The sequence below is a fragment of the Paenarthrobacter sp. TE4293 genome (genome assembly GCF_050435325.1).
Taxonomy (GTDB): Bacteria; Actinomycetota; Actinomycetes; order Actinomycetales; family Micrococcaceae; genus Arthrobacter; species Arthrobacter nitroguajacolicus_C.
The window spans coordinates 237,495-261,086 of the sequence record NZ_JBNJRY010000006.1 but is presented as its reverse complement, the minus strand read 5'-3'; the positions used below and the strand labels follow the sequence as shown (position 1 = coordinate 261,086).

Here is a 23,592-nt window from a genome sequence, read left to right as displayed (position 1 = left end):
CACACCACGTGAGGCGCTGGCGAGGGGTTGGCTTTCGGCATTTTGAGGGCGTCAAAGGATTGCCCTCGGCGCGGACACGTCAGGCCTCCGCGTAGCCCAACCTTTGCAGTCTTCGGCGGGCAGCCTGCTCGCTCGGGCCATGCGACCCCAGGGCGAGCCGCACCATGCCCAGCACCGCCCTGGCAGCGGTAACCACCGGCACCGGAACCGGACCGAGCTTTGCGTGGCGCAAGCCCAGGAGGTCCCGGTATTTGGGTTCGAGGCTTGCGACGGCGGCGGCGAACAGAATGCGATATCCGGGCCTGAGGAGCGGGCTCAGTGGAGGCTGGCGGATGAAGGACACTGTCTCGGCGAGACGTTCGTCGGCCCGCAGGACGCCGGAGGAGTACCAGGCTTCCAGTTCCTCGCGGACCTGGGCCCATGTGAGCGGCGGGTCAATGACGCCCATGAGCCTTCCGGCGGCGGCCCACTCGCGGACGTAGGCATCGGGTCCACCGGGGATCGGCCGGCCCCAGATGCGGTTGGCGGTGATGAACGAGTCCGCATAGGTGACGTGCACCCAGCGGAGGAGTTCGGGATTGTTGGCTGCGTACTCGCGCTCCACGCCCTGTCCATCCAGGTAGGTTCCGCGGACGCGCTCGTGGATCTTCCGTACACGAGCGGTCGCGGCTTCGGCGGCCTCGGTGGAGCCATAGGTCACGGTGAAGATCCAGCGCACCGTGTTGGCGAGTCGGCCCAGGGGGTCCTTTTGGAAACCGGAGTGCTCGTACACCCCGGCCAGCGCGCCGGGATGCAGGGCCTGCATCAGCAGGACCCGTATCCCGGCGACAATCGTGGCCACGTGACCATGCACCGCCCAGACGGCCGACCCCGGAAGGTGATATCCGGCGTCGTTCCCTTCCGCGAGGCGCGGAACCCACTCAGGCGGCGTGCCCGAGGTTCCTGTGAAGGTGCGCTGCAGTTCGTGCCTGTACTCGGTGAGGTAGTTCCTCATATCCCATTCGACCGCGCAATTGCGCCCGTGTACAGAGGCAAACCGCAGGGGTTAGGAGCGCACCCGGCGCCGTGACGGTGCCGCGGCCACCAGCAGGGCGGCGATGGCGACGGCGGCACTCAGGATCAGTCCCGGCCGGTATTGTTCCAGCATGGCTTGGGCGCTGACGGTTCCGGCGGCTTGTCCGTGCCCACTGACCAGTGCCGTGGTGACGGCCAGGACCAGTGCGGCGCCCACCTGGGTGCTCGTTTGGATGAGTCCTGCGGCAAGACCCTGCTCGGAGTCCTTAATACCTGCTGTTGCCTGGACATTGATGGACGGGAAGGCCAACGCGAATCCGATACCCAGCAGGACCACCGACGGCAGGATGTCCAGCGCGTAGTTGGGCGTGGTGCCCACCCGCAGGAACAGGACATAGCCCAACCCGAGCGCCGTGAGGCCGGTGAGGATCAATTGCGTGGCACCGAACTTCTCGATCAGCCTGTCCGCGAACGGCGCGCTGGTGGCCACCAACAAGCCGGCCGGCAGCAGGGCAAGTGCCATTCCCAGCGGGGTCCAGCCCAACACTGACTGCAGGAACATGGTGACGATGAACTGGAAGCTCAGGTAGGACCCGAACAGCCCCACAGCGCTGAGGTTTGCCCGGGCCACCCAGCCTTCCTTGAGGATGCTGAAGCGGATCAGCGGGTGCTTGACCTTGTTCTCGATCACCGCGAAGGCTGCCAGCACGGCAACGGACACTGCGAATCCGGCGATTGTTGCCACAGATCCCCAGCCCTGTTGAGGTGCTGAAACCAAGGTGTACACCAGGCCGAGCATGCCCAGCGCGAGGGTCACGGCGCCCCAGATATCGTGCCCGCTGTCCTCAACGGACGGCTTGTCCTTGGGAATGAACTTCATCCCCAGGAGGACGACCACCACGGCGATCGGCACGGAGACCAGGAACGTCCACCGCCAGCTGAGGCTGGTCATGAGGCCGCCCACCACCAGGCCCAGCGAGAAACCGCTGCCACCAAACGTGGTGAAGATGGACAGCGCCTTGTTGCGCTCGCGTCCCTCAGCGAAGCTGGTGGTGATGATGGAGAAGCCAGTAGGTGCGGTGAACGCGGCAGCCAGGCCCTTGATGAAGCGCGTGGCGATCAGGATCGCGGGATCGTCCACCAGGCCGCCCAGGAGCGACGCCGCGGCGAACACGGTCAGGGCAATAAGGAAGATACGACGGCGGCCCAACAGGTCCGCGAGCCGGCCACCAAGGAGCAGCAAGCTCCCGTAGCCAAGGACGTAGGCGGACACGATCCACTGCAGGGAATCGGTTCCGAGGTTGAGTTCCTGTCCGATGGAGGGCAACGCGACGCCAACCATGGAGACGTCCAGTCCATCGAGGGCCAGGACGGTGCAGACAACCATCAGCAGCAGCCACTGTGCCCGGGTCCAACGGACGGCGGAAACCAAGGGTGGCTCGGCGGAGTTTTTGAGGGAGGTGGGTGATGTCATGCGCTCAATCTATATGACGCGTCATTCAATGACAAGGACTAGAATGATATGTCATTGGATGACGAAGAATCTTATGACGTGGATTCTAATGGCGTCATGAACTAGAATCAGGACATGGCAACGACGCGGGACCGTCAGCTGGTAGAGCAGTGGCGCAGCATTCAGAACTCCTACTTCCGTACTGCAGGAGCTATCGACCGCGCCCTCGAAGCCAAATTCGACATCGGCCTCAATGAGTTCGAGATACTCGACCTGGTGGCCGAAAGTGAAGAGTCTGCCTGTCGCATGAAGGCGTTGGGGGAGCGGACCCCCATGACGCAAAGTGCCGTTTCCAAGGTGGTCGACCGTCTGGAAAAAGCAGGACTGGTGTCCCGGCAAACCTGTGCTGACGACCGCCGCTCACTGTTCCTGGAACTGACTGAGGCGGGCCGCGCACTCCACTCAAGTGCCGCCGTCGAGCACCGTGCGTTACTCAAGGAAAACCTGGGCTGAATCGGTCTGGCGGACTTTCTGGCCTTATGGCCTTATGGGTGTGGCTGCTTCGTTTCCGACCACGGTGCGCCATGGGCGTGCGGTCCAGGATGTCACGATGCCGTTGGTTACGTAGGGATCGGCGGCGGCGAAGGAGCGTGCGGTCCGGAGTGCGTCCGTTCCGGTGAAGATCAGTAATGCGGTGAACGGGCCGTCACCGACTGCACCTCCGAGGAGGAGTTCGCCTCGCTCTACCGCCTCCCAGGCTGCCGTGAGATGGGCTGAGCGGTGCGCTTCGCGGGCTTGGAGGTAGTCGTCACCGTAGGTGTATTCAAGGACGGCATGCATTCGGGTTCCCCGTTCTGTTCGTGTATTGGCGTGCGTGGGTGTGGTTACAAGTCGAGGACCCAGGTCTGCTCCATGTGGTCTCCGCCGAACAGGTGCGTGGGTGACTCAGATTGGAGCTCGAACCCTGCTCGTTCATAGAGCCGGCGCGCTGCAGTGAGGTTATTTGTCGTCCAGAGTGACACGTGTTCATACCCGGCCGTGCGTGCGAAGCGGAGGTGTTCTTCAACGAGTCGTGCCCCGACGCCGAGGCCGCGTGCGAGCGGAGCGACCAGAAGGACGCGAAGCTTGGCTGTTCGCTCATCGTGGGGCATCAGCATGATGCAGCCTGCCCGCTCGCCGTCGACTTCGGCGATCCAGGCCGCTTGGCGGCCTTTGTCAGCGGGCTTCGTGTAGTCACTGACAATGCTTGCCACGAATCCCTCAAAATCCTGGCCCCAGGCGCACAGTTCAGCGAAAACTTCGCCGTGGGCCTGCACTATCCAGCCCAAATCACCGGGCAGTTCTGCGCGCCGTACGGTGACCCTGCGTACCTCTTCCGCCATCACTCTGTCTCGCCTTCCTGTTCACTGACACAAGTGTGTCAGTGGTTTTGGTAGAGTATCGGCATGGACGATCGGTCGGCAACTCCTTCAGCACGGCAGGTAGAGCTGCTCGAAGCGGCCTACCAGTATGTGCTGCAGCACGGCCTTTCCGGGCTGTCCCTGCGTCCGCTCGCCGCTGCGATCGGGTCCAGTACGCGTGTCTTGCTGTTCCTGTTCGGGAGTAAGGAGGGACTCATTCGAGCTCTTCTCGATCGTGCCCGTGCGGATGAGTTGGAAGCTCTTCACGAGCTGACGCTGGAACCCCGGGGGTTGGCGGCTGGTGTCGAGGTGCTCTGGGAATGGCTCTCTTCGGATGTCCACCGGCCGCTGCTCCTGCTGTGGGTGGAGTCATATAGTCGATCACTCGCTGACCAGGGCGGGCCATGGGCTGATTTTGCGCAAGGGACCGTGACGAGGTGGCTGGACATACTTGCGCAGTGCCAATCCGAGGGTGATCGGATGAGCCCGTCAGGCGAGGTCGAGCGGACACTGGCTCTTGCCGTGCTCAGGGGCGCGTTGCTCGATCTTCTGGCTACCTCGGACGTTGCCCGTTCGTCGGCGGCGGTGCGCCACTACGCCGCCCGAGTCACTGCTCAGAACGTCTGACACGGGATTTCCGGGTCCGAGGTTACCCGTGAGTCGCGGGAAAGCTTCGGCCCCTTGGGCTTTCTCCAGCTCCAGCGGGCCCATGGAGGCAAGTTGCCTTCGTTGGACGCTTTTGCAAGACTGTAACCCTCTATTCCCCAGTGTTAGGCCGATGTTTTGACGGGCATTACAGGTTTCACGACGCCAACCGTGCGCTGACCTTGCCCTGATGCCCTTGTGGGCCGGTGGTTGCAGCGCATTCGCTGAAACCACTGGAGCCTTCGGAGCATCATGCCTACAACAAAAAACCCGTCCATCACCCTGACCGACGTGCGCCTTCAGTGGCCCGACGGTACCACTGCCCTTGCCGGGATTTCCGGAACATTCGGATCGGGCCGTACAGGCCTTGTGGGATCCAACGGTGCCGGAAAATCAACCTTGCTGTGCCTCATCGCCGGGAGCCTTGCCCCGACGAGTGGCAGTATCACGACCAACGGTGATGTCGGATACCTTCCGCAGACGCTCACCCTCGTGACTGACTCGACTGTGGCGGACTTGCTGGGTATCGGCCATAAGTTGAAAGCACTGCGGGCCATCGAATCCGGCGACGTTTCGGTGGAGAACTTCGATGCGGTGGGCGATGACTGGGATATCGAAGCCCGGGCTGACAAATCCCTGCGCCATATCGGCTTATCGGAGGCGGACCTCGAACGGAACGTCGGCGAAATTTCGGGAGGCGAAGCGATGCTTGTTGCCATCACAGGGCTCCGGCTTCAGGGGACAGCAATCACTCTTTTGGACGAGCCAACGAATAACCTGGACAGGGAGGCGCGAACCAAACTGTCCGCTCTCCTGTCCACGTGGCCGGGGACGCTGGTGGTGGTCAGCCACGACCTGGCACTGCTGGAGTTAATGGACAACACAGCGGAACTGCATGGTGGGGAACTCGAGGTGTTCGGGGGGCCGTACAGTGCTTGGCGGTCGTATGTGGATGAGCAGCAGGCCGCAGCGGTTCAGGCTGCCCAGGCTGCCAAGCAGGCCGTGAAGACTGAGAAGCGCCAGCGCCAGGAAGCTGAAATGAAGCTGGCGCAGCGTGCCCGCACCGGTCAAACCAGCTATGACAACAAGAAGGGCTCCAAGATCCTTATGAATCAGCGAGCCTCCGATGCGCAGGTGTCAGCGGGCAAGCTGCGATCAGGATCGGATGACAAGGTGGACGCTGCCCAAGCTGCGCTGGATGTGGCTTCCTCCAAAATCAGGGAAGACGAACGGATCAGCGTGAACCTTCCGGATCCGGACGTTCCCCGCAGCCGGCGGATCGCCGAGCTGCGGGGAACCAATCGTGCCTTTGTGGTGGAAGGACCCGAACGGGTGGCCATCATCGGCGCCAACGGGGTGGGAAAAACCACCTTGCTCGAACGCCTGGTCAGCGGGGAACCGTTGACAGACGATGATGACGACGTCGAATCCGGCACCGCAGGTGGTCAGCTCCTGACCGGGCGGTCCGGCTATCTGCGACAGCGGCTCGATGGCCTGGACGAGGCCGCGACAACTTTGGAAAATGTTCAGGCGGCGGCGCCACGTGTCCCTGTCGGGGAAATCCGCAACCAGTTGGCCCGGTTCTTGTTGCGGGGTGATAGCGTCTACCGTCCCGTTGGGACTCTCTCCGGTGGGGAACGGTTCAGGGTTTCCTTGGCCAAGCTTCTCTTTGCCGATCCGCCGCCACAGGTGCTGATTCTCGATGAGCCAACAAACAACCTCGACATACAGAGTGTGGACCAACTCGTGGAAGCGTTGAATGCTTACCGCGGTGCCGTCATCCTGGTCAGTCACGACGACGGGTTCCTGGCCCGTCTCGATCTGGACCTGGTGCTGAGCCTGGACCGTGACGGGTCACTCACCGAGTTGCCGTCGCTGCCCGTTGGGTCACGGTCGGGTAGCTGACGCGCTTCCCGCTGCGCTGCGTTGCGCGAGGTAGATCAGTGCAGCGCAGGGGACGGCAAGGGCGTAAAACCATGTGGCGCAGGTGAAGACTGCTCCGTAGGCCTCGGCTCCTGCCGTTCCTTCGGCTGTGCCGCCGGAGCCCGCGAACACCACGGTCAACAGCGCCAAGCCAATGGACCCGCCGAGTTGATGTGCCGTGTTGACCAATCCGGAGGCGGCACCGTTGTCCGCTGGTGCCACCCCGGACATGCCAAACTCGGTCAGCAGGATGATTGCCGTTCCTTGGCCGATTCCGAGCACGATCAGTGGAAGCAGGACGTCCGGGAAATAGGCAGTGCCCGGGCCTATGGCGCTGAGCCACAGCATGCCAAGGCCGGCGATGACCAAGGAGACCACCAGCAGTGCTGGCTTGCCCAGCAAGGCGCTGAGGGGTTTGATGACGTAAACCATGAGGAAGAACAGGAGCGTGAGCGGAATGTAGGCGATGCCGGCCGCGAAGGCGCTGAATCCCAGCACATTCTGGAGGTACTGGCTGAGGAAATAGAAGGTGGAGAACATGGCCCCCACGATTAGAATCCGGATGATGTAGGCGCCCGACCTGGTCATGTCTTTGAAGAGGCGCAGGGGAGTGATGGGCCTCCCGGCATGACGCTCGACGAGCACGAAAGCCAGAAGCAGGAGCACGGCTGCCGCGAGTGAAACAATGGTCGTCAGGTTCCCCCACCCAGCCTCGCCCGCGTTCACGAGTCCATAGACCAAGGCGGACATTCCCGCTGTAACTGTCAACGCGCCCGGGATGTCCACACTGCCTTTGACCCTTCCGGTTTCCGGCAGGAAGCGCGGGCTCAGCAGCAAGACGACAATTCCGATCGGAACATTGATCAGCAAGCCCCATCGCCACGACAGCAGGTCTGTGAAGACACCGCCCACGATGATGCCCACGCTGCCCCCGGCCCCGATCACGGCACTGTAGATGCTGATCGCTTGGGACCGTTCCCCGGGCTCGGGGAAGGTCTGCACCAGGAGCGCAAGGGTTGCCGGAATGGCGAAGGCCGATGCGGCACCTTGGAGTACGCGGGCCCCGATCATGACCTCGGCGTTGAAGGCGACCCCTGCCAGTAGGGATGCGAAGGTGAAAACTCCTACGCCGACCATGAAGACCCGACGCCTGCCCAGAAGGTCTCCGACGCGGGCGCCCAGCAACAACAGCCCTCCGAAAGCCAGCGCATAGCTGTTCTGGACCCACGAGAGGGTGGTGCTGTTGAAGCCAAGTTCGCGTTCAAGGTGCGGCAGTGCCGTGGTCACGATGGACGTGTCCAACACCATCATCAGCTGGCAGCCCAAGATGACCGCCAAGGTTATGGTTCTGGACCATCGCGTGGCCGGGGTTGTTTCCATCTGCGTTGTTGACATGTCGAGTCCTTTCTAGATAACTAACTGGTTGGTTTTAACCATGCGCTTGGAATGCATCGATGTCAACTAACCAGTTACTTGCTATCGTGGGGGACATGGCGAGAGATGCAGAAGCAACCAGGCAGCGGATCCTGAAGGCGGCAGAGGAGGAGTTCGCCAGCTATGGCATAGCCGGTGCGCGGGTGGACCGTATTGCTGACGAGGCACTGGCCAACAAGGCGATGCTGTACCGGTATTTCGGCAGCAAGGAACAGTTGTTTGACGAGGTCTTCTCCCGGCGGGTGGTCGCAGTAGTGGAGGAGACTGAATTCGACGCACTGGACTTGCCGGCGTACGCGGCCCGTGCTTTCGACCTTTACCAGAAGGACCCCAATGTCCTCAGGCTCACCAACTGGTACATCCTTGAACGCGGCCAGGCGGCGGACCTTGAAACCCTGGTGGCCTCACACCAGGAAAAGCTTTCCCGGATCGAGAGCGCCCAGAAAGCCGGCCACCTTCGCTCTGATCTCACCCCCATCGAGTTGCTGGCAAGCGTGCGTGCCTTGGCCATGACCTGGCACACGCTCACTCCCGAGATGGCACGGTCCAAGCTTCCGAGCCTCAAACGGCGCCGCGAAACCATCATGGAAAACGTACAGAGGCTCGTCAGCTCTCATTGAATAGAGCAGCTTTCATGATGCGGCCGACGCGAGGTTCCAGGGTGAGTTTCACCGGTTTCCATATGGTGTGCTGCCTGCAGCGTGAAGTTTTGGCCGGCAGTCAGATGCCGCGCTCCGAGCGAGCGGCCGTTACTGGGTCGAAGGCCGCGTGAAATGCGCGGCGGCTATCGGGCGCAGCAATTCCGAGGGCGCATGTCCATACCGCTGCCGGAAGGCCCGGCTGAAATGCGCGGGGTCTGAGAATCCCCAGGTAAGGAACAAGTCCGTCAGTGTGCCGTCATATGTTCCGGTCACTAAGGTCTCCCGGATCCGGTTCAAACGTTGCTGCCAGACCCAGCCCATCACTGTTTCACCGTCCGCGGCGAAGGCGCGGTGAATGCTGCTCGGAGATAAGTGAAGCTCTCTTGCGATGGATTTGATACTTAGGGACTCGTCGCCCAGGTTTTCGAGGATATGGGCTTGCACGAGCTTGCGCCGGGAGATCCGGTGCGCGTCCGGGATTTCCCGGGCGAGGCCGCCCAGGCCGGCAACAATCAGATGCTCCACCCCCTGGGAAACCGACAAGGCGACGTCCGGGGACAGGATGTCAATATCATTCGCCAGGAACTGCACGGTATTTACCAGCAGACGTGCAGCCCCTGGGTCCGCGTTCACTGCCAGTGCGGTGAGTCCGGCAGCTTGGGGCAGGTGTCGCTCCAAAGCCGTTCTCGGAAGGCGGATCACAAGTTGCTCAAAGTGGTCGGTCAGCAGCAGTGAATATGGTCGGGTGGTGTCATAAAGCGCGAATCCGCCGTTGTGTAGGGCGGCCGAGCGGTCCTCCTGGGTGACCAGGCATGAGCCTTCGGTTTGCATGCCGACGAGATAGTAGTCGTCGGAGGAAGCGTTGATGGCAGCTGGTGTGCGGTAGACGGATTGCGCAGAGGCGCGTACACGGGCCAAGTCAAGCGACGCCAGAGTCTGGACAGCTATTTCACCGTCTATGGACTCGCGGCCGTCACCCGGCTTGCAGTCGAGATCAACAAAAGTATGAGAGACGGCCTCAGTCCAGAACGAGACACTGTTCCGCGAAGGCACCGCCGCTGTGCTCACAACCTTGGCCATGCCCCATCTTACCGTCGTCCTTCGCCCACCTGGGGGCTGGTTTCGCAAGGCAGAGGGGGATGCATGCAACGTGACACACGCAGTCAACGTTCCTGCGATTCTCGATCAAGAATCCCTCGGAATTGAGTCATACCGTGGAATCACATCCACCTCTATGACTGGCATCACATGCCTTAGGAGATCACAATGAACCACCCACAGTTCAAAGCAGCCGTCGTTCAGGCAGCACCGGTATTCCTCAATTTGGACATGACCATCGATAAAACGATCGCTCTGATCGAGGAGGCAGCCCGTAACGGCGCGGAGATAATTGCGTTCCCCGAGACCTGGCTCCCGGGTTACCCTTGGTACGCTTGGCTCGATGCCCCTGCCCTGTGGCTACCGCAGTACACCAAACGCTACTTCCATAATTCCCTCGAATACGGAACTCCCCAGGCGGACCGGATCTCGAAGGCCGCGAAGGACAATAACATCGTGGTCAGCGTAGGGCTGAGCGAACGCCACGACGGCAGCCTCTACATCGCTCAATGGTTCATCGACAGTGACGGGCAGACTATCTCCCAGCGGCGCAAGCTTAAGCCCACGCATGTCGAGCGCACCATTTTCGGCGAAGGCGATGGAAGCGACCTCACTGTCTGGGACACCAGTCTGGGCCGGGTCGGCGGGCTCTGCTGCTGGGAGCACCTGCAGCCATTGTCGAAGTACGCCATGTACGCCCAGAACGAGCAGGTCCACGTCGCCGCATGGCCGAGCTTTTCCCTATATGAAGGTGGCGCCCACGCACTCGGCCCGGAGGTAAACACCTCCGCCTCGCGGATCTATGCCGTGGAAGGCCAGTGCTTCGTCCTGGCCCCGTGTGCCACCGTGTCCCAGGACATGGTCGACGAAATGTGCACCACCGACATGCAGAAGGCACTCCTGAAAACCGGAGGCGGACATGCCCGCATCTTCGGACCCGACGGCCAGCAGCTCCACGAGTCCCTCCCGGAAGACCGGGAAGGCCTCATCTACGCTGAGATAGATCTGGGTCTTATCCCGGCATCGAAGGCTATTTCCGACCCTGCGGGCCACTACTCCCGCCCCGATGTCACGCAGCTGGTGCTCAACAAGGCTCCTCGGCGGGCCGTCATCAACACCGCCCCGCCAACGGATTCAGCCCCCGGTACTGAACAGGCCCGCCACGCAGAAGAGCCAGTGCTTCCAGTCATGGCGGAACTCTAGATGGCACCTGATCCCAGACGGCAGGAATTGGCCATGGAGTCTTCGATCCCGGTACACCTCATGGTTGAACGGACGCGCCCGAAGCGGGTAGGTGATAGGTACACGCCGCCTTACCCGTCCTATTCCGTGCGATTCGGGGAAGGCGTCAGCAGTCTTGTTTGCGCCTTCCTCGGCGTGCAGAGCAGGCACCCGCTCTCCATGGAGGCGATAGCAGCTTCCGCTGGAATGTGGGAGCTGTGTGCCCAGGAAAATGGACCAATATCCCGAGAGCATGCCGTCCACACGGACGAACAAGGCTTCGACAACCAGGTCATCATTGCCTATTGGGACGACGCCGGGGCCTACGGGCGCTGGTTCGAGAAGCACCGTGATGCAATCATCGGTGCTGGCCTGAAGTTTGCCGGCTACGGACGCTGGATCGAAGCAGTCACCCCGGAAGCACGCGGGTTTGAGACCCTATATTCTTCCAACACCTTCCCGGAAGGGGTCGCGCGGATGGCCACCGGAGGATTCAGCGGGGAAATCCGGGAACACGGGTACTGGGGCAGCATGCGCGACCGTCTGCCGATTGCTCAATCCGAAGCCCTCGAGCCTGCCGGCAACCCATTCGTCCCCGAGAACCCGAGGATTGTCAGGGTAGAACCGCACGACAACCTGGCGATCATTCGCTCTGGCCAAAACTGGAGCCTTTGCGACGACGCGGAACGTGCCTCCTACTTCGGCGACGTGGAACCCCAACTGAAAGCTGGTATGGACTTCCTGACAACGGAAGGTGCATCAATCGGCTGCTACTCCAACAGGTACATGACGAGCAGCGACGGAAACGGCAATGTGCTTCAACAGAGCTTCGGACTAAGCTTCTGGCATAGCCTGGAGGACATGGAGAGGTGGGCGGAATCACATCCGACCCACGTCGCCATCTTTATGGCTGCCATGAAATTCCTGCAGGCAAACGCCGGCGCAAGGCTTCTCCTCAGCCATGAAGTCGCGGTGGTCTCACGCGACCAGCAGTACTACGAGTACAACAATTGCCACGCTGCAACAGGCATGCTCGGCGCGAGCAGGCCGCAGACTCAGCACTCCCAACTCAAGACATGATCCGCAAGGTGGCCAGCCGGTTAGGTCCGCCCGAGCGCCTTCACAGTTCCCGGAATCAGGGCGCCCAGGATCCACCGACTGGTCTGGCCTTCCGCAATCCCGCTGATCCAACATGGGCACGAGACTTACAGCATCAAGGTCAAAAGACGACTACCCAACGGCCAACACGGAGTTCCCAATGATCACCACCATAGAAGCCGACCGTTACTTCCACATCACGGGGCTGACCACCACAGAAATCGAAGATGAAATCAGCACCGCTGTCAGCTTGGCCCACATCCACGCCAAGAGCGACGGATGGGAAGGGGTACTCGTGACCCGCCACGAACCTGGCGTGTACACCGTGAACCTCAGCAGCGAGATCCCCTATGGCATCACCACGGAACGAAACCTGGACAGCAGAACCAAGCACTTCCACTAAGCGCAGAAATAGGCCAGGGCAGGGTGTAACAGTTAAAAGGAACTGGAACACTCAATTTGCGTGATGGCCAGTAGTAGACGAAATCCGCCGGGCCGATTACAGTCTTTGCTACTGAAACCGGCATGGGCGTATGCCCGGAGAGGAGGAGCGCATCACCGCTGACCAATCCAAGCAACACTGTCCATACCCGACGAAAGCCCCTCCCGAGGGGCTTTCCCTTTGATACCAGCCCTGTTCCCGTTCGACGTCGCCAAATGTCTGGACCATGTTCCGCATCAGGGCTTGCCGTTGTGGAGGCCCTCCACGGCCGACGCCATCAGCTGGAGATCGACAGGAGACGCCAGCAGCGCTTCGTGCACGTAGGCGTCGAACTCGAAAGCGGTCGCATTTCCGCCCCGGCCCCAGTATCCGGCCCACAACCTGTAAAGGGTCACCGTGTTCTTCTCTAGAAGTATGCGTGCGGTCCGCTGTGGATCATTCATTGTGATATCCCAGTGCTATCGAGGCGCTCTTCGGCGCGGCATGAAATAATCCGCCTGCTTATCATTCACCGTACAGGGTGAACACGCCCGGATTGCACGGGCCTTCGGCTGCCTGACGTCAAGCTCAAGAATCTTGAGCCAAAACTGATGGAACCTTTCTTCGGCAACGACGCAGGAAGCCTTTATTTCTGTTGTGATTCCCGCAACAATGGTGCTTGCACGCCAGGCTGGGGTTTGGTGCCGCTGGCTTTTGGGGAGTGTTTTGTGGGCAAGCATCATGATTCAGACCGGGCAATAAACTTGATCCGAGCATTAGGTTTCCATCGCGTCCTGATCGCGGGAAGCCTGGCCATCCTGGCCTTTTTTGCCTTCGGGTTCCAGCCTCTCAGTGCCGTTTCCACCAGTGGTGTGGGCGGTTCCTTGGCGCAGGGCGTGGTTGAACCGACGGCACTGGGCACCCTCGTACCGCCGGAAGCCGAGACTTTGGTCATCGACTCCATGCCCGAACCCCCGGAACAACTTCCCGGAACGCCGATGGTCTACTTCGACCGCGCCATGGTCCGAACCATCAGCAAAGACGGTTCCACAGGCCTCACGGTAGCTTCCGCCGGACTCTCCCGTCCGCCGGCCGGTGCCCTGTACGCACCCCTCGAGGTCCTCAATCCCAGTTCGCCCTATGGTTACCGCTACAGCCCGTTGACAGGTCTGGCCGGAGAATTCCATTGGGGGCAGGATTACGCGGCCTCTTGCGGAACGCGTGTGTACGCGGCCGACGCCGGTGTGGTCCGGGCCGTCGGTTGGCACATCTGGGGCGGCGGCAACCGCGTTGAGATCGAACACGGCAACGGCCTGGTCACCACCTACAACCACCTGCAGGCCATCGGCGTGACCAAGGGGCAGTCCGTCCGCGTTGGCGAAGTCATTGCCGAGGTCGGCACCACGGGTTGGTCCACGGGCTGCCACCTGCACTTCGAGACGATCGTCAACGGCCTGCACACCAACCCCAACGGTTGGACCTACCTGCCGATGCGGCAAATTGATCCGCTGCAGAGGATCGCCATGACCAACTACCAGCCCGGAGTGGGCAACGGCACCTCCGCAACTCCGGTATGGGCTGTCCCGGTAGCCGACGGTACCAACCGGGCCGTTATCGGTGGAGAACACGAAGAACCGGTGGCACCGCCGGTTGTGGTCCCACCGGCCAGCACTCCGCCGGCCAATTCCGGAAGCACTCCGGCTACCACTACTCCGCCGGCCACCACACCGCCTGCTACGCAGACGCCAACGCAGAGTCCGACGGCGACTCCCTCACCTTCTGCGACGGCGACGCCCTCACCTTCTACGACGGTGACGCCTACGCCGACGCCGACAGGCACTGCGACCGCTGCGCCTACGCCCACAAGTACTGCGACCGCTACACCGACGCCAACGCCAACGACCCCAGCCCCGGCCGCGACCACGCCGCCGGCCACCACTCCTGTGGCGCCGTCTTTGGCCACGTCGAGCGCTCCGGCGCCGGCCGCCGTCGTGCCTCCCGCGGCTCCAGCACCCGCCGCTCCGGCTGTGGTGGCTCCGGCCCCCGCCGCTCCGGCTGTGGTAGCTCCGGCAGCTCCTGCCCCTGCGCCTGCGGCGACACAGACTGTGGCGCCGGCGCCGGCACCGGCACCGGCAGCACCGGTGGCTCCCGCCCCTGCGCCGACGCCCGCTGCGGTCCTGCCGTCAACGGTGCCGGCTGTGGTCCTGCCGCCCGGATACGTCCTGGTGGGGGTGGATAAGGTCCAGCTGCCGAATGGCACCATCGTGCCGTTGTCCACGCTCGTCCTTCCGGCGCCCTAAACGTCCACACGCTGCGGGCAGGGAAACGCCGGCACCCTTGCGTTTCGCTGTCCCAGCCAGCTCCCGTAAGCTCGATGGCGGTAACTCCGCCAGCCGACGTCGTCAGGAAGCGCACCCATGACCAGCCTGTACAGCATTCCCCTCACCTTCAATGATGGCTCCGAAGCGGACTTCGGCCGGTTCGAAGGGAAGGCCGTCCTGGTAGTCAACGTCGCTTCCGAATGTGGCTACACCCGCCAATATGCCGGGCTTGAAGAGCTGTACGGCAAGTACCGCGCGCAAGGCCTGGAAATCCTTGGTGTGCCGTGCAACCAATTCGGCGGGCAGGAACCCGGTGCGGATGAGGAGATCGCGGAATTCTGCGAGCGGAACTTCGGCGTGACCTTCCCACTGACAAGCAAAGCAAACGTCCTGGGCAAGGAGCAGCATCCCCTGTTCGCGGAGCTCACCCAGGACGGGGACGAGCAGCCCGTCAAGGTGAAGTGGAACTTTGAGAAGTTCGTCATAAACCGCGGTGGTGAACTCGTGGCGAGGTTCCCATCCGCAGTGGAGCCTGACTCCGAAGACCTTAAGGAAGCAGTGGAAAAGGCGCTGGCATAAGGCCGTCACGTCCGAAGGGAGGAAAGTAATTTTCCAACATTCCGCCGGGAGTTAGCCAGTTGTTGGCTAATTGTCTGGTTGGATTGGCCCTACTGGATTGATACGGGAGGCGCCGTCTCCCACCAAACGCTAAGGCAAGCTATGGAGCTCATCGAGGCAGAGTACCCCAAACCAGGTCATGTGCTTTTGCACCTGAGTGATCTGCACCTGGTGGGTGGTCCGGGCACGCTCTATGGCTCCGTGGACAGCGCTACCAGGCTCCAGGAGATCTGCGACCAGATCATCGCCTCCCGGATCCGGCCGGAAGCCATCATTTTCACCGGAGACCTCGCGGACAAGGGCGAGCTCGAAGCGTACAAGCGTCTCCGCGACATGATCGAACCGGTGTGTGACGCCCTCGGAGCCAAAGCCATTTGGGCCATGGGCAACCACGATAACCGCGCAAACTTCCGCTCCGCGTTCCTGGATGCGTCCGAGGCCAGCAAGCCCCACGACCCTGTGGACCGAAGCTACTTCGTCAACGGGCTCCGCATCATCACCCTGGACACCACCGTTCCCGGCCACCATTACGGTGAGTTGTCAGAGTCCCAGCTCGAGTGGCTGGCTTCGGAACTGGCCACCCCCGCCCCCGACGGCACGATCCTCGCCCTGCACCACCCGCCAGTGCCGTGTGTCCAGGACCTCGCCGTCTTGGTGGAGCTGCGCGGCCAAGGCGCCCTGGCCGCCGTCGTGCGTAATACGGACGTCCGGACCATCCTGGGTGGCCACCTGCATTACTCCACGACGGCGGGCTTCGCCGGCATTCCGGTGTCGGTCGCCTCAGCGACCTGTTACACGCAGGACCTCGGCGTCCGTGCGGGCGGACAACGGGGCAGGGACGGGGCGCAGTCCTACAACATGATCCACGTGTACGAACACACGATCGTGCATTCGGTGGTGCCGATGTCCGGTGGCGTCACCGTGGGAGAACCCGTGGATCCAGCGGAGGTTCAGCGCCGGCTGGCTGAAGCCGGCATCCGCATCCCCCACGAATCGCGGGTGGGCGCCCACACGTCGCCCGGCACGCTCACTTCGTCGATCCCGATGGTTTCCCCGAGGTCGCCCTAGCTACTTCTCCCATGGCGCCTTGACCGGGAAGTACTTCTCCAGGAAGTCCGTCACCAGGTCGGCACGCTCATTGGCTTCCACTTCCGGGAAGCTGCCGTCATTCAGGCAGAAGAAGTCCATGTGGCGCTTGGCCAGCAGCTTGGGCAGGTAATGCAGTCCGGCCCACATGGTGGAGTCCACATACTTGACCTTGGCGTTGGTTTGCGTGACAGCGCGGCCCGTGAGCAAAGCGTAGTAGTGGTAGAACGAGTTGGTGACCGAGATGTTGTCGGCGGCCCGGAATCGGCTGCCAGCCGTCTTGGCGAATTCAGCCGGGAATTCCTTCTCCATCCGGGCCACCACGCTGCGCCGCAAAGGAGCCGCGGTGTGTTCGAGGTGGCGGGTGGTGATCCTGCCAAAGCGCTCCCAGAGCAACTTGCGGTTGACGCGCGCTGCGTTCTCAAAGCCGCTGCGCTCTGCGTCGTTCTCGCCCAGCCCGATGCGGGTGTCGGCCTCGATGAACTTGGTGATGCCACCGGGCGTGAAGAACATGTCCGGACCCACAGGGCGGCCAAAGAACATGTCGTCATTGGAGTACAGGAAGTGCTCTGAGAGTCCCTCGATGTGGTGGAGCTGGCACTCGACGGCTTGCGAGTTGTGGGTAGGCAGCACTGAAGGATCGGCGAAGAACTCCTCGCTGCGCACAATGGTGACCGACGGGTGGTCTGCCAGCCATTCCGGCGCGGGGGAGTCCGTAGCGATGAAGATCCGCCGGACCCAGGGCGCGAACATATGGACCGACCGCAGCGCGTATTTCAGTTCATTGATCTGCCGGAAGCGTGCCTCGTGGTCGTCGCCCTCGCCCAGGACGGCCCCGGCCTGCTGGGCGCGCCTCCTGGCGATATACTCGGGGTCGCTGCCGTCCACCCACGAGAAGACCATGTCGATATCAAAATCGATGTCGCTGGCGTGGTCGGCGAACATGTTCTCGATGGTGGGCCAGGTCAGGCCGTGCCGCTGTACTGTGCCGCGTACTGCATCCTGCCGCAGCATGGTCCGGCGCGTCAGGGAATTCTCCACCGGGAGCTCAAGGTGGTCGCCCTCGAACCGCCACAGCTCAAGCTGGACGCCCAGGGCCGGTCCGTACCACAGCCCACCGCCGGTCTCGACGCGCGGACGGTACAGGCGGAAGATGCGGGCTTTCCTGTTGCCGGACAATTCGCCATCGGCGACCAGCACCGAGGTCTTCTTTTTGGCGTCCACGGTCATGGAGTAGAAGGGTTCATTGCGGAACGCTGAAACCAATGCCTCGCGGACGTCCTTGCGCGATTCCCAGTCGACCGCGATGACCGGCCTTTCGTCGTTGCCGCGCACCAGGATGAAATCGACTCCGGCAGCGTCCAATGCAGCCCTGACAGCCAGGAGATCGGACACCATGGCCTGCTGCGGGGTGAGGTCAGCGTTGACCAGGGCGTAGCGTCCGCGGTGACGGACGACGTCGGACCTGTGCTTAAGATGCGCTACGACGGCAGGCGAGATCGCCTCAGCAATGGTGTCCTCTTCGATGGACGGGCTGCCGTGGTAGATCGGATCGACCTGTGCTTGTGTGATGGTGTTCTCCGGGATCGTCGGTGTACGTGGAACTAGATTGAGAGGGCCTCGCGCCAGCTGCGGAGGAAAGCGCCGCCGGCGTCGTCGTGGATGACGTCGTCCGCCAGTTGGAGGTCGGCGGCCGTCAGGATGGTGTAGGGCTTCACCGGTACGCCGTCTGCGGGCCGGACGTCCACGTGCTTCACGTCGTGATCGTTGTGGTGAAGCCAGTCTGCCATGGCATAGTCCGTGCGGGAATCACCGACAGTCCGCCACGCGAGCGGGGTGATGCCTTGGGCCGCAAGCAATTCAACGGCGCGGCTCGCTCCGAGGTCCTTGCCGAGGCGCACGGATTCAATGTCCGTGGAGATGATGGTGGGGTCCAGGCGGTAGTCAGCGGCGTCATCGGATTCCGGTGCGTGGCGATCCAGGATCGCAGCCTTGAGGCCGTGGCGACCCATGATGTCCAGGGCATCGGCGTCGAAGAGTTTTTGTTCGGCCAGGTAGTCGGCGCTGGCCACGTCCAGGTGCTGCTCCACGGAGACCATGGCGCGCTTGGTCTCATCAAAGAACATGTGCGCGGAGTAGTCTTCGGCAACCAGCCGGCGGATATCATCGCCGTAGGCTTTGGGCACTGCGAGGTCGTGGTCCACGTGGATGGGCCCTGCGCCTTCGGCGGTGTAGCTGAACCACACGGCGCCTTTCTCGCAGATGGCGTGGATGACCGTGTCGGCCGGCATTCCGCCGGCGATCATGGGCTCCATGACCTGCTCGCTGATGAAAGCGTCGGAACGGCCCGTGTTGAAAATAACAGGGATGCCGGCCGAGGCAAGCGCCACCAGATCGGCAATGATGTCCGGCTTGACGTCGCGCGTCACAGGGCTGGCGATGGGGCCGTCGACATCCAGCAGCAACGCCAAAGCGGGCGTGGCGTGGGCAGCGGTCCGGTCAGTACCTTGGAGCGGTTGAGTCATGCCCCTATTCTGTCAGTCCCGGCGGCCACCCTCACAGCTGTGACGTCTGTGACGACTATGACGCCCTACGGAGGAGATTCTTCGATGACGGCATGCCCACGGTCTGGATCCTCGGGCCGGAGGAGCAGAAGCCGGAAGTCACCTTTTGGCTACAACCTGCCTGTGCCACGGGTCACAAGTTCCGTTAGCGCGGCAACTTCCCTAGGCTTGCAGAGTGATCTTCAAAGCTGTGGGCGAGGGACGCCCGTACCCTGACCATGGATACTCCGCGCCTCGGGACTGGGCTTCCCTGCCCCCGCGCCCTGTCCGCCTCGATGAACTGGTGACCACCAAACGCACCTTGGATTTGGAGGCTTTGTTGGCAGAGGACTCGACCTTCTTCGGTGACCTGTTCCCACACGTCGTCCAGTATCAGGGCGTCATGTACCTCGAGGACGGGCTCCACCGGGCAGTCCGCACGGCACTCCACCAAAGGACGGCGATCCACGCACGCGTATTGGTGATCAATGGCTAGGCAGGCGGGTCCCGAGCCGGACACGTCCCCCGCAAAAAAAGGTAAGCGTCCCAAGGATGTGACGCTGCTCCATGGCCACCATGTGGTCACCGGACCGGAGCTTCGGGCAACGTTCGCCGAGGACGCCCGGGCCCAGAAGGGACGCTTCCGGCGCCGGCTGTTCCACGGAATCGTGCTGGTCCTGCTGGTAGGTGTGATCGCAGCCGGAGCAGTGGGTGCCTGGGCGATCATGAACGGCGTGATCAAGGTTCCCACCGCGATTGCCAGCAAAGCGCCCACCAGCCTGTGCCCCACCACCACGTTCGACTACGTTCCGAACGAAACGGTGAACATCAACGTTTTCAACGCAACATCCCGCGGTGGCCTGGCGGGCACTGTGGCCGAGCAGTTCACGGCGCGCGGCTTCAAGGTGGCTTCGGTGGACAACAGCGACACTGCCTACGCAGGCGTCGGCGTCGTGGTCTCCGGCGTCAAAGGCCAGGCAGCAGCCTTCAACGTCCAGCGCAACCTTGCCGGCACGGACTATTTCCAGGACAACCGCGAGGACGAGTCCGTGGACGTCATTCTCACCCCTGGCTACGAAGGGCTGGTGGAACCTGAACTGGTGGACCAGACCCCGGGGAAACTGCTCTGCCCGCGCGAAGACCTGCGGATTGCGGACAACTCCAAATGGCCCCTGGTCCCCACGCTTCCTGCCGGCCAGTAACCCAAGCCAACGCCGCACCCCTGGTGTACACCACGCACACTGATGACGCGTGAAGGGGAGGCGTCAGCCTGTTGGTGTGGCCCTGGCCAGCCCGTCGTCGGCGGGTGTTTCAAGGCGTATCGGCCGGCCGGACTCGTCGAAACGCGCACCCGCCCCCAGTTGGATGAAATGCACGGTTTGGGCGGTGTGGGCCTCGACGTCGGAGGCCGGGGCAGGCGGGGGAGTCTCGCCGTCGGGCGTTCGGTTGCGTCGGGCAGCGCTGGCGGACAGCGTTCCGTGAATGAGCCGTGCCAACTGCGCGACGTCGATGTCCGGAAGGTAGCCCTGGCGGACCCCGTCGCGGAGGATGTCCTGCAGCAGGACGTTCAGGTCGCCAACGTGGTCGGCGAGCTTGGCGAAGGATCCAGGGGAGAGCACGGCGGCCATCGCGGGTCCCGGAGGCAGGTGGCGACGGCTGAGATCCTCCACCTGTGCCCGGACATACAGGGCGAGCCTGTCCACCGGATTCTCCAGCGCAGCCAGGGAGTCCCGGAGGTCCACAATGAACCGCTCGGTTTCATCGAGGGCATACGCGATGAGCAACTGCTCCATGTCCGCGTAGTAGTTGTAGACGGCGGTGCGCCCCACACCGGCATGGCGGGCGACGTCAGTCATGGTCAGGCCCGGGAGCCCATGGGTAAAGAGCAGCTCACCAAAAGCAGTGAGGATCCGACGTTGGGTCTCGGCGCGTTGGGCAGCATTCGTGGCGGCCGTGATCCTGGGCATATAGACACTTTACCGCGATCTGTCACCAAGTACGGCGGGTTTCCGCGCAGCTGATGCCTTCGAGCGGGCTTCTCAGGGGCATGAACTGGACTAAAACTCGCGTAGCATCATGGAAAACCGTCACTAATCTTAGGGGGACTGTTGCGGGCAACGGTCAAGGACGTAGCGCGCCGTGCAGGGGTCTCGCCTAAAACGGTATCGAACGTCATGAACGGGATAGTCCCGGTCAGTGGACCCACACGGCTCAGGGTTGAGCAAGCCATGGCGGAGCTCGACTACGTCCCCAATCTTTCGGCGCGCGGACTGCGGAATGGTCGCTCAGGAGTCATCGGCCTGGCACTGCCGGACCTGGCTACTCCCTTTTCCGCGGAACTGGCCCAAAGCATCGTTGAAGTTGCCCACGCGCAGGGTTTCAGCGTGCAGATCGAGGAAACGGGCTCCGACCCCCATCGTGAGCACGAGCTGATGACACGTGCGCGGGCCAACCTCATCGATGGGCTGATTCTCAACCCTGTGGTGCTCAAGGAAAGTGCCGTACAGGTGGGTGTCGCACTGCCCCCGGTTGTTCTCCTGGGCGAGGTCACCCAGCAGTTGGCCGACCGAGTCTTTGTGGACAGCTTCGCTGCGGCGCGGGACATGACGCTGGCTCTGGCCCGGCCCGGACGCAGGCGGATCGCGGTTCTGGGGGTAAACCGAGGAAGACAATCCGCCACCGCCATTCAGCGGGCGGGTGGATATGAAGCTGCGCTCGACATGCTGGGAATCCCCAGGGATGAGTCGCTGAGGATTTCCTGCGACAGTTGGACGCCCGCATCAGCCGCTGAAGCACTTGCGGAGTATTTGGACTCAAACCCGGTGCCGGATGCACTGTTTTGTTTCACGGACTCCATGGCTCTTGGCGCGTTGAATCTCCTGTGGAAGAGGGGCCTGCGCGTTCCGGATGACATTGCGGTGGCAGGGTTTGACGATGTGATTGACGGTCGCTTTGCGGTGCCGTCCCTGACCACGGTTTCCTTCGACAAGCGAGCGATTGCCACGGAGGCCCTTCGCCTGCTGACTGAACGCATGTCTGACAGGTCCCATGGGCAGCGGCTGGTTGAAATCGAGTACGAGATCGTAGAGCGGGACAGCAGCCGGGCCTGAGCCTGGGGGTCCCCGGGCCCGAAAACGAGAGTTCCCACCTAAATTGTTCGCGCTAACAATTTTCTCTTGCCCCGCCTATTACATCGATGTAATGTGAGACGTGCGTCACCCCGGGCCACCATTTACCCGAGCGTGGGGACGCACCGGAGCCGGCTTTTGAGCAGTGCAGCAGTGACCTTTCAGCGGACCCATCCAAAGGAGTGACGGGTGAAGCAGTTTGAATCTTTGACCGGGAAACAGTTGTCCCGGAGACAGTTAATGACAGGATCAGCCCTCCTCGGCGGGGGACTCCTGGCCACCAGCCTCACGGGTTGTGGAGGGGCGGCCCAAGCCGCCGCGGTCCAGGACATCGGGTTCTGGCACCTTCTTTCCGGCGGTGACGGGATCAAGATGCAGGCCATGATCAACGCCGCCAACCAGGCCAACCCCGGCTTCAAGGTGCACCCCACAGTCCTGGCCTGGGGTCCGCCGTACTACACCAAACTGGCCATGGCGTCGGCGGGAGGCCGCCCTCCTGAGGTAGCCATCATGCACGCCAGCAGGGTGCCCGGTTACGCGCCAGGGGGACTCATCGATCCATGGGACCTGGACCTGCTCGCCGAGAACGGCGTGACGGCGTCGGATTTCGCCCCGAGGATCTGGGAGAAGAGCCAGCACAACGGCAAGGTCTTCTCCATCGCACTGGACTCCCACCCTTTCGTCATGTTCTACAACACGGACGTGGCAGGCAAAGCGGGAGTTCTGGCAAGCAATGGACAACTCCAGGAGGTCAGCTCACCGGAGGAATTCAAAGCCATGGCGCTGGAAATGCAGAAGGTGACCAAGGCCCACGGCCTTTCCTTCGGCTACCTGGGCAGTGGCTCGCAGATGTGGCGCTTGTTCTACACCCTCTACAAGCAGCACAGCGCGGACATGGTGCTCACGCCGGGCAAGCCCATGGAAGTGGACCGGGATGCGGCTATTGAGTCGCTGGAGTTCATGGCGTCACTGTTTGATGACACCATCGCCGCCCAGGCCGGGGACATCAGCACCGGCATCGCGGAGTTTGCCCGTGGCGGCTCGGGGATGCTGTTCAGCGGCGTCTGGGAACTGCCCACCATGAAAAAGGCCGGGATACCCGTGGATGCGGCCACCATTCCCACCCTGTATGGCACACCGGCCTCCTACGCTGACTCGCACTCGTTCGTCCTCCCGCGGCAACTGAACGTCAACGAGGACAAGCGCAAGGACGTCTACAAGTTCGTCACCGATGTCCTCAAGGGCTCACTGTCCTGGGCAGAAGCCGGGCACATTCCCGGGTACCAGCCGGTGGTCCAGTCGCAGGCCTACCGCGAACTCACCCCGCAAATCCACTACGCCAATGCAGCGGACATCATCGCCTACGACCCCGAAGCCTGGTTCAGCGGCTCCGGCTCGGACTGGCAGACCTACTTCGCGGAGAACGTGCAGAACGTCCTCCTGGGAAGGGACAAGGCCTCCGCCGGTTGGGACGCCTTTGAGCAACGCACCAACACCCTCCTCTCCCGTCCCAACCCGGTCTAGCCGGCCACGCACCGAGCGACAAAG

Annotated in this window: 24 protein-coding genes; 14 read left to right on the top strand and 10 right to left on the bottom strand. The window is 62.4% G+C overall.

Features of this window, described 5'->3' with window-relative positions; genetic code table 11:
• Positions 1-79: 79 nt before the first annotated feature.
• Both QF015_RS14250 and QF015_RS14245 read right to left on the bottom strand, forming a co-directional pair.
• Entirely contained in the window at positions 80-994 is a 915-nt protein-coding gene (locus QF015_RS14250; RefSeq protein ID WP_310202898.1) for an oxygenase MpaB family protein, read from the bottom strand.
• 51 nt (positions 995-1,045) lie between these two features.
• The gene (locus QF015_RS14245) at positions 1,046-2,488 is read right to left on the bottom strand and encodes an MFS transporter (RefSeq protein ID WP_429389767.1); all 1,443 of its coding nucleotides are present in this window, start codon (positions 2,486-2,488) and stop codon (positions 1,046-1,048) included.
• Between the two features lie 114 nt (positions 2,489-2,602).
• On the opposite strand from QF015_RS14245, the gene QF015_RS14240 reads away from it, so the two are divergent.
• Positions 2,603-2,980: a MarR family winged helix-turn-helix transcriptional regulator gene (locus QF015_RS14240; RefSeq protein ID WP_310202894.1), complete on the top strand. Its 378-nt coding sequence runs from the start codon at positions 2,603-2,605 to the stop codon at positions 2,978-2,980.
• Positions 2,981-3,004: 24 nt separating this feature from the next.
• Here QF015_RS14240 and QF015_RS14235 read toward each other — a convergent pair whose 3' ends face one another.
• Both QF015_RS14235 and QF015_RS14230 read right to left on the bottom strand, forming a co-directional pair.
• On the bottom strand, positions 3,005-3,307 hold the full coding sequence (locus QF015_RS14235; RefSeq protein WP_310202892.1) for a YciI-like protein: 303 nt from the start codon (positions 3,305-3,307) through the stop codon (positions 3,005-3,007).
• A gap of 44 nt (positions 3,308-3,351) precedes the next feature.
• Positions 3,352-3,849 carry a GNAT family N-acetyltransferase gene (locus QF015_RS14230; RefSeq protein WP_429389764.1) on the bottom strand — a complete coding sequence of 166 codons (498 nt, stop codon included), beginning with the start codon at positions 3,847-3,849 and terminating at the stop codon, positions 3,352-3,354.
• A gap of 63 nt (positions 3,850-3,912) precedes the next feature.
• On the opposite strand from QF015_RS14230, the gene QF015_RS14225 reads away from it, so the two are divergent.
• Together QF015_RS14225 and QF015_RS14220 are read left to right on the top strand one after the other, a co-directional pair.
• Positions 3,913-4,494: a TetR/AcrR family transcriptional regulator gene (locus tag QF015_RS14225; RefSeq protein WP_429389762.1), complete on the top strand. Its 582-nt coding sequence runs from the start codon at positions 3,913-3,915 to the stop codon at positions 4,492-4,494.
• Between the two features lie 270 nt (positions 4,495-4,764).
• Positions 4,765-6,417: an ABC-F family ATP-binding cassette domain-containing protein gene (locus QF015_RS14220; RefSeq protein WP_429389760.1), complete on the top strand. Its 1,653-nt coding sequence runs from the start codon at positions 4,765-4,767 to the stop codon at positions 6,415-6,417.
• Here QF015_RS14220 and QF015_RS14215 read toward each other — a convergent pair.
• Positions 6,400-7,830 (bottom strand): MFS transporter, encoded by a 1,431-nt coding sequence (locus QF015_RS14215; RefSeq protein WP_429389758.1) that lies wholly within the window; start codon positions 7,828-7,830, stop codon positions 6,400-6,402. The two genes, QF015_RS14220 and QF015_RS14215, sit on opposite strands and share 18 nt — an antisense overlap.
• Positions 7,831-7,925: 95 nt before the next feature.
• Here QF015_RS14215 and QF015_RS14210 point away from each other — a divergent pair, with 95 nt between their 5' ends.
• Positions 7,926-8,489, top strand: coding sequence for a TetR family transcriptional regulator (locus tag QF015_RS14210; protein WP_310202881.1), 564 nt, complete (start codon positions 7,926-7,928; stop codon positions 8,487-8,489).
• Between the two features lie 129 nt (positions 8,490-8,618).
• Here the strand turns inward: QF015_RS14210 and QF015_RS14205 are convergent, their stop codons facing one another.
• Positions 8,619-9,590 (bottom strand): helix-turn-helix domain-containing protein, encoded by a 972-nt coding sequence (locus QF015_RS14205; RefSeq protein WP_310202879.1) that lies wholly within the window; start codon positions 9,588-9,590, stop codon positions 8,619-8,621.
• 186 nt (positions 9,591-9,776) lie between these two features.
• Between QF015_RS14205 and QF015_RS14200 the strand changes: the two genes are divergently transcribed.
• The 3 genes from QF015_RS14200 to QF015_RS14190 all read left to right on the top strand — a co-directional run bounded on the left by QF015_RS14200 (position 9,777) and on the right by QF015_RS14190 (position 12,330).
• Positions 9,777-10,811 (top strand): carbon-nitrogen hydrolase family protein, encoded by a 1,035-nt coding sequence (locus QF015_RS14200; protein WP_310202877.1) that lies wholly within the window; start codon positions 9,777-9,779, stop codon positions 10,809-10,811.
• Between the two features lie 33 nt (positions 10,812-10,844).
• Positions 10,845-11,909, top strand: coding sequence for a phenylacetaldoxime dehydratase family protein (locus tag QF015_RS14195; RefSeq protein ID WP_310202875.1), 1,065 nt, complete (start codon positions 10,845-10,847; stop codon positions 11,907-11,909).
• A 178-nt stretch (positions 11,910-12,087) separates the two neighbouring features.
• Entirely contained in the window at positions 12,088-12,330 is a 243-nt protein-coding gene (locus QF015_RS14190; protein ID WP_429389754.1) for a hypothetical protein, read from the top strand.
• Between the two features lie 275 nt (positions 12,331-12,605).
• Here the strand turns inward: QF015_RS14190 and QF015_RS14185 are convergent, their stop codons facing one another.
• On the bottom strand, positions 12,606-12,812 hold the full coding sequence (locus tag QF015_RS14185; protein WP_310202871.1) for a hypothetical protein: 207 nt from the start codon (positions 12,810-12,812) through the stop codon (positions 12,606-12,608).
• 300 nt (positions 12,813-13,112) lie between these two features.
• Here QF015_RS14185 and QF015_RS14180 point away from each other — a divergent pair, with 300 nt between their 5' ends.
• From QF015_RS14180 to QF015_RS14170, 3 genes are all read left to right on the top strand, one after another.
• Complete coding sequence (locus QF015_RS14180) at positions 13,113-14,648, top strand: M23 family metallopeptidase (protein ID WP_429389752.1); 1,536 nt, start codon at positions 13,113-13,115, stop codon at positions 14,646-14,648.
• Between the two features lie 117 nt (positions 14,649-14,765).
• Entirely contained in the window at positions 14,766-15,248 is a 483-nt protein-coding gene (locus QF015_RS14175) for a glutathione peroxidase (RefSeq protein ID WP_310202866.1), read from the top strand.
• 141 nt (positions 15,249-15,389) lie between these two features.
• Positions 15,390-16,355: a phosphodiesterase gene (locus tag QF015_RS14170; RefSeq protein ID WP_310202864.1), complete on the top strand. Its 966-nt coding sequence runs from the start codon at positions 15,390-15,392 to the stop codon at positions 16,353-16,355.
• Here the strand turns inward: QF015_RS14170 and QF015_RS14165 are convergent, their stop codons facing one another.
• On the bottom strand, positions 16,356-17,771 hold the full coding sequence (locus QF015_RS14165) for a stealth family protein (protein WP_310202862.1): 1,416 nt from the start codon (positions 17,769-17,771) through the stop codon (positions 16,356-16,358).
• A gap of 206 nt (positions 17,772-17,977) precedes the next feature.
• Positions 17,978-18,898 (bottom strand): hypothetical protein, encoded by a 921-nt coding sequence (locus QF015_RS14160; RefSeq protein ID WP_429389749.1) that lies wholly within the window; start codon positions 18,896-18,898, stop codon positions 17,978-17,980.
• A gap of 214 nt (positions 18,899-19,112) precedes the next feature.
• Here QF015_RS14160 and QF015_RS14155 point away from each other — a divergent pair, with 214 nt between their 5' ends.
• Both QF015_RS14155 and QF015_RS14150 read left to right on the top strand, forming a co-directional pair.
• Positions 19,113-19,412: a type II toxin-antitoxin system VapB family antitoxin gene (locus tag QF015_RS14155; RefSeq protein WP_144650183.1), complete on the top strand. Its 300-nt coding sequence runs from the start codon at positions 19,113-19,115 to the stop codon at positions 19,410-19,412.
• 58 nt (positions 19,413-19,470) lie between these two features.
• Positions 19,471-20,118, top strand: a complete 648-nt coding sequence (locus QF015_RS14150) for a LytR C-terminal domain-containing protein (RefSeq protein ID WP_310202858.1) — start codon at positions 19,471-19,473, stop codon at positions 20,116-20,118.
• A gap of 63 nt (positions 20,119-20,181) precedes the next feature.
• Here QF015_RS14150 and QF015_RS14145 read toward each other — a convergent pair whose 3' ends face one another.
• Positions 20,182-20,883, bottom strand: a complete 702-nt coding sequence (locus QF015_RS14145) for a TetR/AcrR family transcriptional regulator (protein ID WP_310202856.1) — start codon at positions 20,881-20,883, stop codon at positions 20,182-20,184.
• 141 nt (positions 20,884-21,024) lie between these two features.
• On the opposite strand from QF015_RS14145, the gene QF015_RS14140 reads away from it, so the two are divergent.
• Together QF015_RS14140 and QF015_RS14135 are read left to right on the top strand one after the other, a co-directional pair.
• The gene (locus tag QF015_RS14140; protein ID WP_310202855.1) at positions 21,025-22,026 is read left to right on the top strand and encodes a LacI family DNA-binding transcriptional regulator; all 1,002 of its coding nucleotides are present in this window, start codon (positions 21,025-21,027) and stop codon (positions 22,024-22,026) included.
• Positions 22,027-22,233: 207 nt separating this feature from the next.
• Positions 22,234-23,568 (top strand): extracellular solute-binding protein, encoded by a 1,335-nt coding sequence (locus QF015_RS14135; RefSeq protein WP_429389746.1) that lies wholly within the window; start codon positions 22,234-22,236, stop codon positions 23,566-23,568.
• Positions 23,569-23,592 lie beyond the last annotated feature (24 nt).

Bases quoted from the DNA above. Each gene is read 5' to 3' on its own strand.
- QF015_RS14250 (WP_310202898.1), bottom strand. From the start codon at position 994: ATGAGGAACTACCTCACCGAGTACAGGCACGAACTGCAGCGCACCTTC.
- QF015_RS14170 (WP_310202864.1), top strand. From the start codon at position 15,390: ATGGAGCTCATCGAGGCAGAGTACCCCAAACCAGGTCATGTGCTTTTG.
- QF015_RS14240 (WP_310202894.1), top strand. From the start codon at position 2,603: ATGGCAACGACGCGGGACCGTCAGCTGGTAGAGCAGTGGCGCAGCATT.
- QF015_RS14210 (WP_310202881.1), top strand. From the start codon at position 7,926: ATGGCGAGAGATGCAGAAGCAACCAGGCAGCGGATCCTGAAGGCGGCA.
- QF015_RS14190 (WP_429389754.1), top strand. From the start codon at position 12,088: ATGATCACCACCATAGAAGCCGACCGTTACTTCCACATCACGGGGCTG.
- QF015_RS14175 (WP_310202866.1), top strand. From the start codon at position 14,766: ATGACCAGCCTGTACAGCATTCCCCTCACCTTCAATGATGGCTCCGAA.
- QF015_RS14205 (WP_310202879.1), bottom strand. From the start codon at position 9,590: ATGGCCAAGGTTGTGAGCACAGCGGCGGTGCCTTCGCGGAACAGTGTC.
- QF015_RS14215 (WP_429389758.1), bottom strand. From the start codon at position 7,830: ATGTCAACAACGCAGATGGAAACAACCCCGGCCACGCGATGGTCCAGA.
- QF015_RS14230 (WP_429389764.1), bottom strand. From the start codon at position 3,849: ATGGCGGAAGAGGTACGCAGGGTCACCGTACGGCGCGCAGAACTGCCC.
- QF015_RS14225 (WP_429389762.1), top strand. From the start codon at position 3,913: ATGGACGATCGGTCGGCAACTCCTTCAGCACGGCAGGTAGAGCTGCTC.
- QF015_RS14160 (WP_429389749.1), bottom strand. From the start codon at position 18,898: ATGACTCAACCGCTCCAAGGTACTGACCGGACCGCTGCCCACGCCACG.
- QF015_RS14185 (WP_310202871.1), bottom strand. From the start codon at position 12,812: ATGAATGATCCACAGCGGACCGCACGCATACTTCTAGAGAAGAACACG.
- QF015_RS14235 (WP_310202892.1), bottom strand. From the start codon at position 3,307: ATGCATGCCGTCCTTGAATACACCTACGGTGACGACTACCTCCAAGCC.
- QF015_RS14220 (WP_429389760.1), top strand. From the start codon at position 4,765: ATGCCTACAACAAAAAACCCGTCCATCACCCTGACCGACGTGCGCCTT.
- QF015_RS14145 (WP_310202856.1), bottom strand. From the start codon at position 20,883: ATGCCCAGGATCACGGCCGCCACGAATGCTGCCCAACGCGCCGAGACC.
- QF015_RS14195 (WP_310202875.1), top strand. From the start codon at position 10,845: ATGGAGTCTTCGATCCCGGTACACCTCATGGTTGAACGGACGCGCCCG.
- QF015_RS14245 (WP_429389767.1), bottom strand. From the start codon at position 2,488: ATGACATCACCCACCTCCCTCAAAAACTCCGCCGAGCCACCCTTGGTT.
- QF015_RS14200 (WP_310202877.1), top strand. From the start codon at position 9,777: ATGAACCACCCACAGTTCAAAGCAGCCGTCGTTCAGGCAGCACCGGTA.
- QF015_RS14165 (WP_310202862.1), bottom strand. From the start codon at position 17,771: ATGGTGTCCGATCTCCTGGCTGTCAGGGCTGCATTGGACGCTGCCGGA.